15 protein-coding genes are annotated in these 14993 nt (G+C 72.5%); 11 read left to right on the forward strand and 4 right to left on the reverse strand.

Features of this window, described 5'->3' with window-relative positions; translation table 11 throughout:
• Window positions 1-53 precede the first annotated feature (53 nt).
• Window positions 54-458: a hypothetical protein gene (locus tag RB608_RS18915; RefSeq protein ID WP_308089598.1), complete on the forward strand. Its 405-nt coding sequence runs from the start codon at window positions 54-56 to the stop codon at window positions 456-458.
• A gap of 9 nt (window positions 459-467) precedes the next feature.
• Here the strand turns inward: RB608_RS18915 and RB608_RS18920 are convergent, their stop codons facing one another.
• Together RB608_RS18920 and RB608_RS18925 are read right to left on the reverse strand one after the other, a co-directional pair.
• Window positions 468-1265 carry a thioesterase family protein gene (locus RB608_RS18920; protein WP_308089599.1) on the reverse strand — a complete coding sequence of 266 codons (798 nt, stop codon included), beginning with the start codon at window positions 1263-1265 and terminating at the stop codon, window positions 468-470.
• A gap of 46 nt (window positions 1266-1311) precedes the next feature.
• Window positions 1312-1794, reverse strand: a complete 483-nt coding sequence (locus RB608_RS18925) for a DinB family protein (RefSeq protein ID WP_308089600.1) — start codon at window positions 1792-1794, stop codon at window positions 1312-1314.
• Window positions 1795-2073: 279 nt separating this feature from the next.
• Between RB608_RS18925 and ileS the strand changes: the two genes are divergently transcribed.
• From ileS to RB608_RS18960, 7 genes are all read left to right on the forward strand, one after another.
• On the forward strand, window positions 2074-5343 hold the full coding sequence (ileS, locus tag RB608_RS18930; protein ID WP_308089601.1) for an isoleucine--tRNA ligase: 3270 nt from the start codon (window positions 2074-2076) through the stop codon (window positions 5341-5343).
• A gap of 90 nt (window positions 5344-5433) precedes the next feature.
• The gene (locus RB608_RS18935) at window positions 5434-6162 is read left to right on the forward strand and encodes a GAF and ANTAR domain-containing protein (protein ID WP_308089602.1); all 729 of its coding nucleotides are present in this window, start codon (window positions 5434-5436) and stop codon (window positions 6160-6162) included.
• A gap of 44 nt (window positions 6163-6206) precedes the next feature.
• Window positions 6207-7307: a succinyl-diaminopimelate desuccinylase gene (gene dapE, locus RB608_RS18940; RefSeq protein WP_308089603.1), complete on the forward strand. Its 1101-nt coding sequence runs from the start codon at window positions 6207-6209 to the stop codon at window positions 7305-7307.
• Window positions 7307-8035 carry a TIGR00730 family Rossman fold protein gene (locus RB608_RS18945; RefSeq protein ID WP_308089604.1) on the forward strand — a complete coding sequence of 243 codons (729 nt, stop codon included), beginning with the start codon at window positions 7307-7309 and terminating at the stop codon, window positions 8033-8035. Before dapE ends, RB608_RS18945 begins: the two co-directional genes overlap by 1 nt.
• 10 nt (window positions 8036-8045) lie before the next feature.
• Window positions 8046-8726: a DUF6278 family protein gene (locus RB608_RS18950; protein WP_308089605.1), complete on the forward strand. Its 681-nt coding sequence runs from the start codon at window positions 8046-8048 to the stop codon at window positions 8724-8726.
• A 106-nt stretch (window positions 8727-8832) separates the two neighbouring features.
• Window positions 8833-9000 (forward strand): DUF3117 domain-containing protein, encoded by a 168-nt coding sequence (locus RB608_RS18955; RefSeq protein WP_139624137.1) that lies wholly within the window; start codon window positions 8833-8835, stop codon window positions 8998-9000.
• Complete coding sequence (locus RB608_RS18960; protein WP_308089606.1) at window positions 8997-10583, forward strand: leucyl aminopeptidase family protein; 1587 nt, start codon at window positions 8997-8999, stop codon at window positions 10581-10583. The genes RB608_RS18955 and RB608_RS18960 overlap by 4 nt, the downstream gene beginning before the upstream one ends.
• Window positions 10584-10653: 70 nt before the next feature.
• Here RB608_RS18960 and RB608_RS18965 read toward each other — a convergent pair whose 3' ends face one another.
• A complete protein-coding gene (locus tag RB608_RS18965; protein WP_308089607.1) occupies window positions 10654-11310 on the reverse strand; it encodes an O-methyltransferase in 657 nt (218 codons plus the stop codon).
• Window positions 11311-11484: 174 nt separating this feature from the next.
• Here RB608_RS18965 and sigE point away from each other — a divergent pair, with 174 nt between their 5' ends.
• Genes sigE through RB608_RS18980 form a run of 3 tightly spaced genes read left to right on the forward strand, consistent with a single transcriptional unit; the run spans window position 11485 to window position 14105 of the window.
• Window positions 11485-12099 carry an RNA polymerase sigma factor SigE gene (gene sigE / locus RB608_RS18970; RefSeq protein WP_308089608.1) on the forward strand — a complete coding sequence of 205 codons (615 nt, stop codon included), beginning with the start codon at window positions 11485-11487 and terminating at the stop codon, window positions 12097-12099.
• Window positions 12096-12593 carry a hypothetical protein gene (locus tag RB608_RS18975; RefSeq protein WP_308089609.1) on the forward strand — a complete coding sequence of 166 codons (498 nt, stop codon included), beginning with the start codon at window positions 12096-12098 and terminating at the stop codon, window positions 12591-12593. Before sigE ends, RB608_RS18975 begins: the two co-directional genes overlap by 4 nt.
• Before the next feature lie 36 nt (window positions 12594-12629).
• Window positions 12630-14105 carry a trypsin-like peptidase domain-containing protein gene (locus tag RB608_RS18980; RefSeq protein WP_308089610.1) on the forward strand — a complete coding sequence of 492 codons (1476 nt, stop codon included), beginning with the start codon at window positions 12630-12632 and terminating at the stop codon, window positions 14103-14105.
• Window positions 14106-14174: 69 nt separating this feature from the next.
• On the opposite strand, the gene RB608_RS18985 is transcribed toward RB608_RS18980, so the two are convergent.
• A partial coding sequence (locus RB608_RS18985; RefSeq protein ID WP_308089611.1) for a DUF222 domain-containing protein occupies window positions 14175-14993 on the reverse strand: 819 nt, incomplete at its 5' end.

A 14993-nucleotide genomic window follows, 5' to 3' on the forward strand; every position in this document is an offset into this window, starting at 1 on the left:
CAGATTCTAGGGCGTGGCCGGAACCGCTCGACGCCCGGCGCCGTCTCACGGACATGCCTCTCGGCCCTCGCCTCCTGCTCGCGCCGCTGCTGCTCACCGCTCTGCCTCTGGCCGGCTGTGGACACGACGGGCCGGTCCGTCTCGAGATCACCGTCCAGGACTGGACCGGGTGGTCGGAGGAGCAGCCGGAGCCCGTGGTCACGACCCGCGAGCTCGTCGAGGGCGACACCTTCACGGTCGACCTGATCGGCGAGGAGGAGGTGGTCGTCACGGTCGTCCAGGTCGACGGTGACGAGGTGGCGCTGGAGACCAGCGAGCCCCTGGCGGGCGAGGGAGAGGGGGGCGGTACCGACATCGACGACCTGAGCACCGAGTTCTCGCTCGACCGGGACGGCGCGGTCGTCTTCGGCACCCCGACCTTCGACGGCGGCACGACGGTCACCGTCGCCGAGCGGTGACGGCGGCGCTCAGCCCTCGGCGATGATCGCCAGCTGCCGGCTCTGCGCGATCAGCCGGCCCTGCTCGTCCCACAGCTCGACGTCCTCGTCGTGGTAGCCGGCGATGACGTGCCGGGTCACGACGTGGCCGAGCGCCCAGACGGTCCCGGTGGCGCGCCGGCGGTAGTGGACGGTGAGCTGGATCGTGGCCGAGGCCAGGTGCCCGAGCTCGGCGGTGGCGGGCGGGAAGGCGTCGACCATCGCACCGGCGAGGAGCGCGTCGACCGGCCGCTCGTCGGCGGTCCGGATCCAGCAGGTGGCCTCACTCACCCCGGACGGCTCGCCGTGGAACCAGCCGGGCACGACCGGGGCGCGGTAGCGGTACCGGTCGAGGATCGCCATCATCCCCTCCGGGATCAGGGCGCTGACGTCGGCGCAGTCCTCGGGCCGTGGCACGTCGGGTGCCACATGCGGCGTGTGCTCGGCCGACCCGGTCGCGTCCCAGTCGTGGGTGCTGACGACGGCGTGCGCGATCTCCTTGCCGGCCTGCGCCAGCACCGCGTCGTACGTCGAGACGCGGCGCCCCTTGCGGACCTCCCGCACCTGGAGGTCGGCCGGGCCCGGCAGGCCGGGCCGGAAGTAGGTGATCGCGATGCTCAGCGCGTCCGGGTGCGCCGACTCGAGGAGCACCGCGTGTTGGAGGAGAGCGAGGACGTAGCCACCGTTGGGCGTCTGGTTCGCGGTGTTCCAGTCGGCGGTCACCTGGACCTGGTACCGGCCTTCGCCCAGGGGCAGCGCGGTGACCGCGTCGTCGAGGAGGTAGCTCACCGGTCCATCGTGCCGGAGTCCGGGGACACCGGCGACGTGGCGGTCCTCACTCGCCGGTGACGCCGTCGAGGCACTCGCGCAGCAGGTCGGCGTGCCCGCAGTGGCGGGCGTACTCCTCGACCATGTGCAGCAGGATGTCGCGGATGCTGGAGGTCTCGGTGCCCTTCCGGAAGGTCACCACCCGGCCGAGGCCCTCGTCGGTGAGCCGGTCCAGCCACGCGTCGGCCAGCGCGACCTGCTCGCGCCAGGCCGCCCAGGCCTCGGCCACGGCCGCCTCGGTCGGCTCCACGACGGCGAACCCGGCGTCGCCGTCGTCGTACATCCGCTCGCCCTCGACCTCGACCAGCGCCCGCTGGAACCAGAAGTGCTCGACCCGGGCCAGGTGCCGGACCAGGCCGAGCAGGCTCATCGTGCTCGGCGGCACCGAGCGGGTCGCCAGCTGGTCGGGCGTCAGCCCGGCACACTTGCGCTCGAGGGTCTCGCGGTAGTGGGTGAGGTACTCGCGCAGGTTCGCCAGCTCGCCGGTCATGGACCCACGGTAGGGCGCGGCGCAATCCGGTTTCCGCTTCGACCGCCCGCCGCCGTACGCTGGGGGTACAGCGTTCGAGCCGTCATCAGCGGCGAGCTCCGGGAAGAAAGCCGTCCGCAGCCAGCGGCGGCGAGTAGAACCCGGCGGGCAGGCCCGTCACAGCCGTGAAGAGAGGCTCCGCCGCAGGTCGGGCGGGGCAAGCAGGGTGGTACCGCGGTCCGAGGATCGTCCCTGCGGCAGAGCCCGCAGATGCAGACGAACCCAGGAGACCGAAGCCCGATGACCTATCCGAAGGTCACCACCGACCCGACCGCCGGCCCCGCCGCCGAGCACCGAGCCGTCCCGAGCTCGCCGCGCTTCCCGCGCATCGAGGAGGGCGTGCTCGCCTACTGGGCCGAGGACGACACCTTCCGCGCGAGCGTGGAGCAGCGCGACCCCGGCGCGAACGGCGAGAACGAGTTCGTCTTCTACGACGGCCCGCCGTTCGCCAACGGCCTGCCGCACTACGGCCACCTGCTGACCGGGTACGTCAAGGACATCGTCCCGCGCTACCAGACGATGCGCGGCAAGCGCGTCGAGCGCCGCTTCGGCTGGGACACCCACGGCCTGCCGGCCGAGCTCGAGGCGATGCGCCTCAACGGCATCAAGACCACCGACGAGATCGTCGAGATGGGCATCGACAAGTTCAACGACGCCTGCCGGGCGTCGGTCCTCAAGTACACCGGCGAGTGGCGCGACTACGTCACCCGGCAGGCACGCTGGGTCGACTTCGACAACGACTACCGGACCATGAACCCCGAGTTCATGGAGTCGGTGCTGTGGGCGTTCAAGGGGCTGTTCGACAAGGGCCTGGTCTACCAGGGCTTCCGGGTCCTGCCCTACTGCTGGAACGACGAGACCCCGCTGTCCAACCACGAGCTGCGGATGGACGACGACGTCTACCAGATGCGGCAGGACCCGGCCGTCACGGTCGGCTTCGAGATCACCGGCGCCAACGAGCGGGCCGGCGACCTCGTGGGCGCCAAGCTGCTGATCTGGACCACCACCCCCTGGACGCTGCCCAGCAACCTCGCGGTGATGGTCGGCTCCGAGATCGACTACGTCGTCGTCGACCACGAGGGCGATCGCCTCGTGCTCGCCGAGGCCCGCCTGGCGGCGTACGCCCGCGAGCTCGGCGACGAGCCGACGGTGACCTGGCGCGGGACGGGTGCCGACCTGCTCGGCCTGACCTACGCCCCGCCGTTCTCCTACTTCGCGGGGCAGGAGAACGCCTTCCGGGTCGTGGCGGCCGACGAGGCCGTCACGACGACCGACGGCTCCGGCCTGGTGCACAGCGCCGGCGCCTTCGGCGAGGTCGACAAGGAGGTCACCGACCGCGAGGGCATCGAGCCGGTCATGCCGGTCGGCAAGGACGGCCGGTTCACCCACCCCGTGACGGAGTACGCCGGGATGCTGGTCTTCGACGCCAACCCGCACATCATCGACGACCTCAAGGCGCGCACCGGCGCGGTCACGCCGGGCACCGTGCTGTTCCGGCGGGAGACCTACGACCACTCCTACCCCCACTGCTGGCGCTGCCGCGAGCCCCTGATCTACAAGGGCGTGAGCAGCTGGTTCGTCGAGGTGACGGCGATCAAGCAGCGGATGGCCGAGCTCAACCAGGAGATCCGCTGGGTCCCCGAGCACATCAAGGACGGCCAGTTCGGCAAGTGGGTCGACAACGCCCGCGACTGGTCGATCACCCGCAACCGCTTCTGGGGCTCGCCCGTCCCCGTCTGGAAGTCGGACGACGAGGCGTACCCGCGCATCGACGTCTACGGCTCCTTCGAGGAGATCGAGCGCGACTTCGGGCGGCTGCCCCTCAACGCGCAGGGCCAGCCCGACCTGCACCGGCCCTGGATCGACGACCTGACCCGGCCCAACCCGGACGACCCGACCGGGAAGTCGACGATGCGCCGCGTCTCCGACGTGCTCGACGTGTGGTTCGACTCCGGCTCGATGTCGTTCGGCCAGGTGCACTACCCGTTCGAGAACGCCGAGTGGTTCGAGCAGCACTTCCCGGCGGACTTCATCGTCGAGTACATCGGCCAGACCCGCGGCTGGTTCTACACGCTGCACATCCTGGCCACCGCGCTCTTCGACAGGCCGGCGTTCTCGTCGTGCATCAGCCACGGCATCGTGCTCGGCTCCGACGGCAACAAGATGTCGAAGTCGCTGCGCAACTATCCCGACGTCTCCGAGGTCTTCGACCGTGACGGCGCCGACGCGATGCGCTGGTTCCTGATGGCCTCGCCGATCCTGCGCGGTGGCAACCTGGTCGTCACCGAGCCGGGCATCCGCGACGCCGTGCGCCAGGTGATGATCCCGCTCTGGAACACCTGGTACTTCTTCGCGCTCTACGCCAACGCCGAGAACTACGAGGCCAGCGTCGGCCGCGCGGAGTCACTGGGCTCGACGGACCCGCTCGACCGCTACCTGCTCGCCAAGACCAGGCAGTACGTCGAGAAGCTCACCGCCGAGATGGACGCCTACGCCATCGCCGATGCCTGCGAGACCACGCGCTCCTTCCTCGACGTGCTGACCAACTGGTACGTCCGCCGCTCCCGCGAGCGGTTCTGGGAGGGCAGGCCGGAGGCGTTCGAGACCCTCGCCGCCGTCCTCGACATCGTCTGCCGGGTGGTGGCGCCGCTGCTGCCGCTGACCACCGAGGAGATCTGGCGGGGCCTGACCGGCGGACGCTCGGTGCACCTCGCCGACTGGCCCGACGTCTCCGCGCTGCCCGCCGACGCCCGGCTCGTCGGCGCGATGGACGAGGTGCGCGAGGTCTGCTCCACCACGTCGGCGCTGCGCAAGGCGGCCAGGCTCCGCAACCGGCTGCCGCTCGCCGGGCTCACCGTCGTGGTCGACGACCCGGCCGCGCTGGAGCCGTTCGCCGCGATCGTCGCCGACGAGCTCAACGTCAAGTCGGTACGCCTGGTCGCCGCCGGCTCCGACGAGGCGGCCGGCCACGGCGTCGAGCAGAAGCTCACCGTCAACGCCCGAGCTGCCGGCCCGCGCCTGGGCAAGGACGTCCAACTCGCGATCAAGGGCTCGAAGTCGGGCGACTGGTCCGTCGCCGCCGACGGCACCGTCACCGCCGGCGGGCTGGCGCTCGTCGAGGGCGAGTACTCCCTCGAGACGCACGTCGGGGGAGGCGGTGACCCCGCCGATGGCCCCGTCACGTCCCGGACCGGCATGCTCCCGAGCGGCGGCTTCGTCGTCCTCGACACGGTCGTCACCCCCGAGCTCGCCGAGGAGGGCGTGGCCCGCGACCTGGTCCGCGCCGTCCAGCAGGCGCGCCGCGACGCCGACTTCCAGGTCACCGACCGGATCGAGCTCACGATCGCCGGCTCGGCGCCGGTGCTGGCCGCGGCCCGCGCCCACGAGTCGCTGATCGCGGGCGAGACCCTCGCGACGTCGTACACCGTGGCGGAGGAGGCGCCGGTCGGTGCCACCGAGGTGGTCGTCGGCGACGGCGACAAGGCGGCGATCGCGGTCGGGCTCGCCTGATCCGGCGCCCGGTACGACGGCCGGCGAGGCGGGACTAGAGTGAGGATCCGCCTGGCGGGAGACCCCGCCGGGCCCGCGAAGGGGTGCATGGTGAGCCATTCCGACGTCAGGCCTCCCGACACCGGCCGGCCGGGTGACGAGCTGGTCCGGGAGTTCGGTGCGCTCGCGGCACTGACCTATGCCGGTTCCTCCACCGACGACGTGTACCGCGCGGTCGTCGTGGCGGCGACGCGGCTGGTTCCCGGGGTCGACCACGCGAGCCTGATGATGCTCAGCGGCGACACGTTCGCCACGGTCGCGGCGACCGACGCGGTGGCCCGGGCCATCGACCAGGCGGAGATCCGGCTGCGCGAGGGCCCCTGCGTCGACGCGATCCTCGACGAGGGGATGTACCTCGATCCCGATCTCGCCGTGGGTTCCGCGTGGCCACGGCTCAGCCGGTTCGTGCTCGACCGGACCCCGGTGCGCGGCGGGTGCGGGGTGCGGATCGTCGTGGACCAGCAGAAGATCGGTGCGCTGAACCTCTGGAGCGATCTCCCGGGCCGCCTCGACGCCGTCTCGGCCGACCGGGCCATGGTGCTCGCCCCGTTCGCCTCGCTCGCCGTGGCCGCGGGCCACCACCGTGAGCAGGCGGCCACCCTGCGGGAGGGCCTGCACAGCAACCGCGAGATCGGCAAGGCCGTCGGACTGCTCATGGCCTTCCACAAGGTGGACGAGACCAAGGCGTGGGAGATCCTTCGCGAGACGAGCCGTGACCTCAACCAGAAGGTGTCCGCCGTGGCGCGGACGATCGTCGACTACCACAACTCGCCCTGGTGAGCCTGGGCCGTCCGGGTGAACGCCGGGCTGGTTGACTGTCACTCGTGCCCGCTCCGCAGCTCGACCTCACCGCCGACGTCGTGACCCTGACCCGTCAGCTGGTCGACATCGAGTCGGTCAGCCGCGACGAGCAGGCGATCGCCGACGCCGTCGAGGCCGCGCTCCGGGCGCTGCCGCACCTCGCCGTGACCCGCCGCGGCCACACGGTGGTGGCCCGCACCGCCCTCGGCCGCCCCAGCCGGGTCGTGATCGCCGGGCACCTCGACACGGTGCCGGTCAACGACAACCTCCCGAGCCGGTACGACGAGGCGACGGGCATCCTGCACGGCCTCGGCACCTGCGACATGAAGGGCGGCGACGCCGTCCTCCTCAAGCTCGCCGCGACCCTGACCGAGCCGGTGCACGACGTCACCTACGTCCTCTACGAGGCCGAGGAGATCGAGTCGGCCTACAACGGGCTGCGGCTGCTGGGGGAGTCCGACCCCGACCTGCTCGACGCCGACTTCGCCATCTTGATGGAGCCCTCCAACGCCGGCGTCGAGGCTGGCTGCCAGGGCACCCTGCGCGTCGAGATCCGCACGACCGGTGAGCGGGCCCACTCCGCACGCAGCTGGCGCGGCGTCAACGCGATCCACGGCGCCGCCGAGGTCCTCGCCCGGCTCAACGCCTACGAGGCCCGGCGGCCGGTCATCGACGGGCTGGAGTACCACGAGGGCCTCAACGCCGTCGGGATCCGCGGCGGCGTCGCCGGCAACGTGATCCCCGACGAGTGCGTGGTGACGGTCAACCACCGCTTCGCGCCGGACCGCTCGGAGGCCGAGGCGCTGGCCTTCGTCGAGGACTTCTTCGCCGGCTTCGAGATCACCCTGACCGACACCGCCCCCGGTGCTCTGCCGGGGCTCGAGCGGCCCGCGGCGAAGGCGTTCATCGAGGCCGTCGGCGGCCAGGTCGCCCCGAAGTTCGGCTGGACCGACGTCGCCCGGTTCACCGTTCTCGGCGTGCCTGCGGTCAACTACGGACCGGGCGACCCGATGCTGGCCCACAAGCAGGACGAGCACGTCGAGGTCGCGCAGATCGAGAGGTGCGAGCGACAGTTGCGGGCGTGGCTCACCGACACCCTGGACCGCACCGAGGAGGAGGACTGATGACCAGGCGCAACGGACCCGGCCCGCGACCGAGCAAGGGTCGCCCCGAGGGATCCACCACCGACCAGCGGCTCCTCGACAGCCGCGGCGACGGAGGCTGGGTCCACACCGACACCTGGCGGGTGCTGAAGATCCAGGCCGAGTTCGTCGAGGGCTTCAACGATCTCGCGGAGCTCGGCCCGGCGATCTCCGTGTTCGGGTCGGCCCGGATCCCGGAGACCCATCCGGCGTACGACATCGGCGTGCGCGTCGGCGCCGCGCTGGCGAAGGCCGGGTTCGCGGTCATCACCGGCGGCGGACCGGGCGCGATGGAGGCGGCCAACCGGGGGGCGACCGAGGCGGGCGGCGAGAGCGTCGGGCTCGGCATCGAGCTGCCCTGGGAGGCGAAGCTCAACGACTACGTCGGCTTCGGGCTCAACTTCCGCTACTTCTTCGTCCGCAAGATGATGTTCGTCAAGTACAGCCAGGGCTACGTCGTGCTGCCCGGCGGCCTCGGCACGCTCGACGAGCTGTTCGAGGCGATGACGCTGGCCCAGACCCTCAAGATCACCCAGTTCCCGATCGTGCTGATGGGCGTCGAGCACTGGCAGGGCCTGATCGACTGGATGCAGGGCTCGATGCTCGAGGACGCGCGGATCAAGCAGTCCGACCTCGACATGCTCACTCTCACCGACGATGTCGACGAGGCCGTGGCGCTGATGGTCGCGGCCCGCGAGCGGCACGGCTGAGCCCCTGCCGATGTCCCACCCGATGATGTGGGTGTTCGCCGTGCTCATCGTGCTCGCGATGGGCGGCGTCGCCCTGCTCGCCGCGGGCCGTGGGGAGCCGATGGCGCCGGCCTACGACGACCGGCCGGACGCGCTCGTCCCCGCGAACCGTCCCCTCGGACCCGACGATCTGCGCCGGGTGCGCTTCTCGCTCGCCCTGCGCGGCTACCGGATGAGCGAGGTCGACGAGCTGCTGACCCGGCTGGCCCGCGAGCTGGAGGGCGACCGGCCCGTCGGCGTACCGCGCGCGGAGGGCGGGCCGGCACCGGCCGCCCTGGTGCGGGTGCTCGCCGAGTCCTGGGCCGGCGAGCACCCGGCGGGCAGCGACATCCTCGACTTCTCCGCCGAGAGCGTCGACCAGGTCGAGTCGTCCCTCGACCAGTGGTCGCGCCGCGCCGGGCGCGGCCCCGCCGCGGACGACGCCGACGTCTGGGCGGCGGGCAGCTACCTCGGCGAGGTCCTGGTCCGCGCCGTCCCCGGCGCGCGCTGGTCGCAGCATCCGGCGTACGACGGCACGCCCGTCGTCGCGATGCCCTCGGGACGTTTCGCGAACCCCATCGGCAAGGCGATGGAGCGCTACGACGGCGACGAGGGCGACAGTGTCATCGTCTTCGTCGACGCGGCACTGGCAGCCGAGCAGGGGACCCGCTGAGAGTCCGCCTGCGCCTGCTGTGCGGCATGAGGGATAATGATCTGGCGCACAGTCGGGTGCACAGGGCGTCCGGCAGATCGCAGAGGTAGTGGAAGAGGGGTGCCGCATGGCGGCGATGAAGCCTCGGACCGGCGACGGTCCGCTCGAGGTCACCAAGGAGGGTCGCGGCATCGTGATGCGCGTACCGCTCGAAGGTGGTGGCCGTCTCGTGGTCGAGCTCAATGCCGAGGAGGCTGCCGCGCTCGGCGACGCGCTCAAGAACGTCGTCGGGTGACCTCTCCGGCGACGCGTGCCTCCGGTCCGGTCCTCCCGGGCCAGGTCTCACCCCCTGAGTTCGCCGCGAGCGAGCTGCCGCCCGGTGCCATCAAGGGCGTCGACGTCGTCGCGCTCCCGGTCCTGCCGGGCGACGACGGTGGCGTCCTGCTCGGCCCGGGGGCTGCCGAGCTGGCCGACGAGCTCGGTCTCGACCTGGTCGGCATCGCCGAGGTCCACGGGCTGACCGGAGCGAGCGCCGAGGTCGCGGTCGTCCCCGTGCCCGACGGCGCACCGGCCAACCCCGCCCTGCGGGTCGTGCTGCTCGTCGGCGTCGGTGCCGCGCGGCCGATCGACCTGCGCCGGGCCGGCGCCGCGCTGGCGAAGGCGGCGCGCGACCGGGCCGCCGTCGCCACCTCGATCCCCGCCGTCGCCGAGGACGTCTCGCCGGACGACCCGGTGGCGCTGGAGGCGTTCGTGGCCGGCACGATGCTCGGCTCGTTCGTCTTCCACTGGCGCTCCACCGGGCCCGAGCACCAGCCCGTACGCCGCGTGGTGCTCGCCGGCGCGGCCACGGACCGCGCCGCCCTGGAGCGCGCGGTGGCGCTCGGCGGAGCGGGATGGCGCTCCCGCCTGCTCGCGACCGTCCCCTCCAACCTGAAGAATCCCGCCTGGCTGGCCGCCCAGGCCACGGAGATCGCCGCGGCGAGCGGGCTCGGCGCACGCATCTGGGACGAGGGCGACCTCGACCGCGACGGCTTCGGCGGCATCCTCGCCGTCGGCGCCGCGTCCGCGACCCCGCCTCGCCTGATCCGCCTCGACTACACCCCGGGCGGCGTGTCCGCCCGCGCCGCGAAGAAGCTGCCCGTCGTCGTCCTCGTCGGCAAGGGCATCACCTTCGACTCCGGCGGCCTGTCCATCAAGCCGGCCGCGTCGATGGGCTCGATGAAGCGCGACATGACCGGCGGCGCGGTCGTCCTCGCCACCATGGCCGCGCTGGCCGACGTCGACTGCCCGGTCCGGGTGGTCGGCCTCGTGGCCGCCGCGGAGAACGCGATCTCCGGCCGCGCACTGCGCCCCGGCGACGTGATCCGTCACCACGGCGGCCGCACCACCGAGGTCGGCAACACCGACGCCGAGGGCCGGCTGGTCCTCGCCGACGCCCTCGCGTACGCCACCGCCTCGCTCGACCCCGCCGTCGTGGTCGACGTGGCCACCCTCACCGGTGCGGTGAAGGTCGCCCTCGGTCAGCAGATCGGTGGGCTGTTCGCCAACGACGACGCCCTCGCGGCCGCGCTCGACACCGCCGGTGCCCGCGCGGGGGAGCCGCTGTGGCGCTTCCCGCTCTACCGCGGCTACGAGGACAAGCTCGCCTCGAAGGTCGCCGACGCGGCCAACGACCCCGGCGGGGCGGGGGCCATCACGGCCGCGCTCTTCCTCCAGCCGTTCGTGGGTGACGTCCCGTGGGCGCACCTCGACATCGCCTCCGTCGGCGACGTCGAGAAGGAATGGCACGAGTGGACCGTCGGCCCCTCGGGCTTCGGCTCCCGCCTGCTGCTGTCCTGGCTCGGATCGGCCGACCCGCTGGCCGGCATCCGCACCTGATCTCGTCGTACCGGACAAAACGGTCGCGGATCGGCCGATTTCACGACCGTTCTGTCCGGTACGACGGGGGTCAGTCGGACTCGGGGACCCACTCCTTCTTCGCCACCAGCAGGCCGTCGCCGACCGGCAGCAGCGCGGGGACGAGGCCCTCGGTCGCCGCGACCTCCTGCACCAGCTCGCGGATGGCGACCGTCTCGTCGTCGCGCTGGGCGGGGTCGGCGACCCGGTCGTGCCACAGTGCGTTGTCGAAGGCGACCACGCCGCCGGGGCGGAGCAGGCGCAGCGCCTCGGCGAGATAGGCGGCGTACTCCCGCTTGTCGCCGTCGGCGAACACGATGTCGTAGTGGCCGTCGGTCAGCCGGGGGAGCACGTCGAGGGCGGAGCCGGCGATGGTCCGCACCCGCTGCGGCGCGACGCCGGCTTCCTTGAACGACTCCTTGGCCAGGCGCTGGTGCTCGGCCTCGACGTCGACGGTCGTCAGGACCCCGTCGGGACGCATGCCGCGCAGCAGCCACACCCCGGAGACGCCGGTGCCGGTGCCGATCTCGACCACCGCGCGGGCCTCGAGGGCGGCCGCGAGGAAGCGCAGGGTGGCGCCCGTGCCCGCCCCGATCGGGACGACGCCGACCTCCTCGGCCCGCGTCCTCGCGGCGACGAGGACGTCGTCCTCGGCGACGTAGGTGTCGGCGAAGGTCCAGCTGGTCGCGTTGATCGGTGTCGGGGCCACCTGCTCACCTTATTGCGTCCGGCGCCCGGGGGACCGGAGCCGGCGCCGGGAACACCCGTTGCGTGCCGATCGTTGGGGCGAATGACGGGGAGTTCACAGGGAACGCTCAGTTCCCACCCCTACGGTGAGAGGAGCCAGGACACCTTGGCGTTGATCCAGCGGAGGAAGGCCACGATGAAGGAGCCCGTCGATTCCCACGCCCAGCCCGCCGGGCAGGCGCAGTCCGACCTGGACTGGGGACGCATCGTCGAGGAGCACTCCGACCGGGTCTACCGGCTCGCCATGCGGCTGACCGGCAACCGCCACGACGCGGAGGACCTGACCCAGGAGGTCTTCGTCCGCGTCTTCCGCTCACTGCACACCTACACCCCCGGCACCTTCGAGGGCTGGCTGCACCGGATCACCACCAACCTGTTCCTCGACCAGGCCCGCCGCAAGCAGCGGATCCGGTTCGACGCCCTCTCCGACGAGCGTGCCGCCCGGCTCGCGAGCGCCTCGCCCGCGCCCGACCTGGCGTACGCCGACCAGACCTTCGACGACGACGTGTCCGCCGCGCTGGCCGCGCTCCCGCCGGACTTCCGCGCCGCCGTCGTGCTCTGCGACATCGAGGGGCTCAGCTACGAGGAGATCGCCGAGATCCTCGGCGCCAAGCTCGGCACGGTCCGCTCCCGGATCCACCGCGGCCGCGCCCTGCTGCGCACCGCACTGGCCCACCGCGCCCCGGCCGACGGACGGACCCGGTACGCCGGTCCCGCGCCCCTGGCCGTCGGCGGGGGAGCGACGACGTGATCGGCCACCTCGGCACCCGGGTCAGCGCGCTGCTCGACGGCCAGCTCTCCGCCCGGGAGACCGAGGAGGCGTGGTCGCACGTCTACACCTGCCACGCCTGTCGCGACCTCGTCGAGCGGGAGGGCTGGGTCAAGACCCGGCTGGCCGGCCTGTACGAGGGTGAGCGCGGTGCGCCGTCCGGGCTCAAGGGCTCCCTGCTCAGCATGCCGCCCGGTGAGGCGCTGCTCGCCGGCCACGAGCCGCATGCGCCCCACCGCCGGATGACGGGTGCCGTGATGCTGGGCGGCAGCGCCATCGGTGCCGCGATGCTCGGCGTCATCGCCCTCGGCTTCGGGCCGGGCTCCGGCCCGCCGGCCGACCGCCGGCCGCCCGCCTCCCAGATCAACACGACGGTGCCGACGCCGTCCGGCTCGCCGGGATCCACCGGCACCGGCCCCGTCGGTCTGTCCGGCGGCATGCCCGGTCTGGCGCCGGTGCGCCGGATGCTGCCCTGACCGCACCGGTGTGGGTCCATCGGACATGATGGTCCCGTGAACGACGCGCCCGACTCTGACCGAGAGCCCACCGAGCCGCTCCCGCCGCTGGAGCCGCTCGGTTCGGAGGACGCCGGGCTGTTCGACCAGGACCCCACCGAGCCGGAGCCCGCCGAGCCGGAGCCCACCGAGCCGGAGCCCACCGAGCCGGTGGAGCTCGTCCGCCCCCAGTGGGCGCCCCCCTCGCCGGGTGTCGCGCCCGGTGTCGTGCCGGGTGCCGGTCCGGAGCCGACCACGCCGATGCCGGGGCTCGCGCCTTCGCTGTTGCCGCCTCCGCCGGCGCCTCCCGTCCCGGCGCCCGCGGCCGCGCCGGCCGACCTGACGGTCCGGATGCCCGCCGCCCCTGTCCACCGCAACGCCGCCCGGTTCCCGGGCTGGCTCATCCCGGTGGTCGCCGCGGTCGCCCTGGTCGTCGGCCTCGGCGGCGGCCTGCTCGGCGCGCTCGCCTACGACCGGATCTCCGACGACTCCCCGGAGGGCCCGGGATACTCCGGCGACGGCCTCGCGGGAGTGGATCTGAAGGACGAGCCGCCGCTGGCCGCCCCCGGCTCCGTGGCCGCGGTCGCGCAGGCCGTCCTACCGAGCACGGTCCAGATCATCGCCGAGTACGGCGGCGAGGCGACCGGCGCCAGCGGCTCGGGCTGGGTGATGGACGGCAACGGCCACATCGTGACCAACAACCACGTGGTTGCCGACGCCGCCAAGAACAACGGCCCGATCGTCGTGGTCGACCACGACCGCAACCGGTACGACGCCGAGGTGGTCGGTCGCAGCCCGATCTACGACCTCGCCGTCCTCTACGTCAAGGAGAGCGACAAGCTGAAGCCGGCCACGATGGGGGACTCGGCGAAGCTCCAGGTCGGTGAGCCGGTCGTCGCGATCGGCTCCCCGCTGAGCCTGCCGGACACGGTGACCTCGGGCATCGTGAGCTACCTGCACCGCCCGGTCACCACCGGCGGCGGCGCCGACTCCCAGTCCTGGATCGACGCGATCCAGACCGACGCCGCCATCAACCCCGGCAACTCGGGTGGGCCGCTGGTCAACCAGCAGGGCGAGGTGATCGGCGTGAACTCCGCCATCGCCACCGCCGGCGGCGGCTCGATCGACTCCGAGGCCGGCAACATCGGCGTCGGTTTCGCGATCCCGGTCGAGCAGGTCCGGGTCACCGCCGACCAGATCCTCAAGACCGGCAAGGCGCAGTACCCCCTCATCGGGGCCGAGGTGAGGACCGGTGGGGCACCTGCCGGTGCCGGCGCGGAGATCAGCAAGATCAACTCGGGCAGCCCGGCCGAGGACGCCGGCCTGCGCAAGGGCGACGTCATCACCCACGTCAACGGCACCCGGGTCAGTGACGGCAACGCCCTCATCGTCGCGATCCGCACCCACCAGCCCGGCGAGACCGTCGAGTTCACCCTCACCCGTGGCTCGAAGGAGCAGAAGGTCGAGGTCACCCTCGACGGCAAGGAGGGCTAGGCGCGCGCCGTCCACGCGGACGGCGCGAACACCTCTCCGGGCCCTATCGGGTTGCTGCTGGGCACCACGCTAGGCGGCGCGTGGTCGGGCGGGGTGGTAGGTGATCTTGCCGTGGAGTGAGGTGAGGGTGGCGCGGGGTGGTGGGGTCCAGACGGGTTGACCTGTGTCGAGGTCGATGTGGACGGCCCAGGGGGTGTGGTGGATCAGTGTGTGGTGGTGGCGGCAGAGCATCACGAGATTCGACAGCGCGGTGGTGCCGCCGTCGGCCCAATGCTGTATGTGGTGGGCGTCGCAGGCCAGGGGCATGCGGGTGCAGCCGGGGAACGCGCAGTGTCGGTCGCGGACGATGAGGGCGGTCCACAGGGCGGGGGTGACGAGGCGTTGGGTGCGTCCGACATCGAGGACCTGGCCGGTGGCGCCGAGCACGGTGGGGATGATCTCGGCGTCGCAGGCCATCCGGCGGATGGCGGTCGCGGAGAGCCGGGCTCCGGTGGGGGTGTGGCCCTCGCGGGCGTATCCGGCGTCGATGACCTGTTGGCGTAGGGAGTCTTGGTCGATGAGGACGATCACGCGTGGCTTGGTGCCGTGGTCGCGGGGCAGGTCGTCGGTCGCGGCGAGCCGGTCGCAGGCATCGACGAGGGCGTCCCACAGGCGGGCGCCGGATTCGCGGGGGTCGCGGCCGTCGTGGCCGCAGCCCGGGGTCAGGCACGGGGTCTGGGTCGAGACGCCGTCATCGTCGAACATCGGCTCACCGGCGGCCCGGTTGGCGCCGCCGCAGGCGCCGGGCTCGGTGGTGGCGGGGGCGGCGAGGGGGTGCAGGGTGGTCTTGATCTTCTCGGCGTCCTCGAGGGTGCCGTAGCCGGTGAGCTTGACTCCGCCGTGGCCGTC

It is taken from the genome of Nocardioides sp. LHD-245 (assembly GCF_030929495.1).
Taxonomy (GTDB): domain Bacteria; phylum Actinomycetota; class Actinomycetes; order Propionibacteriales; family Nocardioidaceae; genus Nocardioides.

Excerpts from the sequence above, each read along its gene's own strand:
- RB608_RS18915 (WP_308089598.1), top strand. The coding sequence starts at position 54 with ATGCCTCTCGGCCCTCGCCTCCTGCTCGCGCCGCTGCTGCTCACCGCT.
- RB608_RS18925 (WP_308089600.1), bottom strand. The coding sequence starts at position 1,794 with ATGACCGGCGAGCTGGCGAACCTGCGCGAGTACCTCACCCACTACCGC.
- ileS (WP_308089601.1), top strand. The coding sequence starts at position 2,074 with ATGACCTATCCGAAGGTCACCACCGACCCGACCGCCGGCCCCGCCGCC.
- RB608_RS18945 (WP_308089604.1), top strand. The coding sequence starts at position 7,307 with ATGACCAGGCGCAACGGACCCGGCCCGCGACCGAGCAAGGGTCGCCCC.
- RB608_RS18950 (WP_308089605.1), top strand. The coding sequence starts at position 8,046 with ATGTCCCACCCGATGATGTGGGTGTTCGCCGTGCTCATCGTGCTCGCG.
- RB608_RS18955 (WP_139624137.1), top strand. The coding sequence starts at position 8,833 with ATGGCGGCGATGAAGCCTCGGACCGGCGACGGTCCGCTCGAGGTCACC.
- sigE (WP_308089608.1), top strand. The coding sequence starts at position 11,485 with ATGAAGGAGCCCGTCGATTCCCACGCCCAGCCCGCCGGGCAGGCGCAG.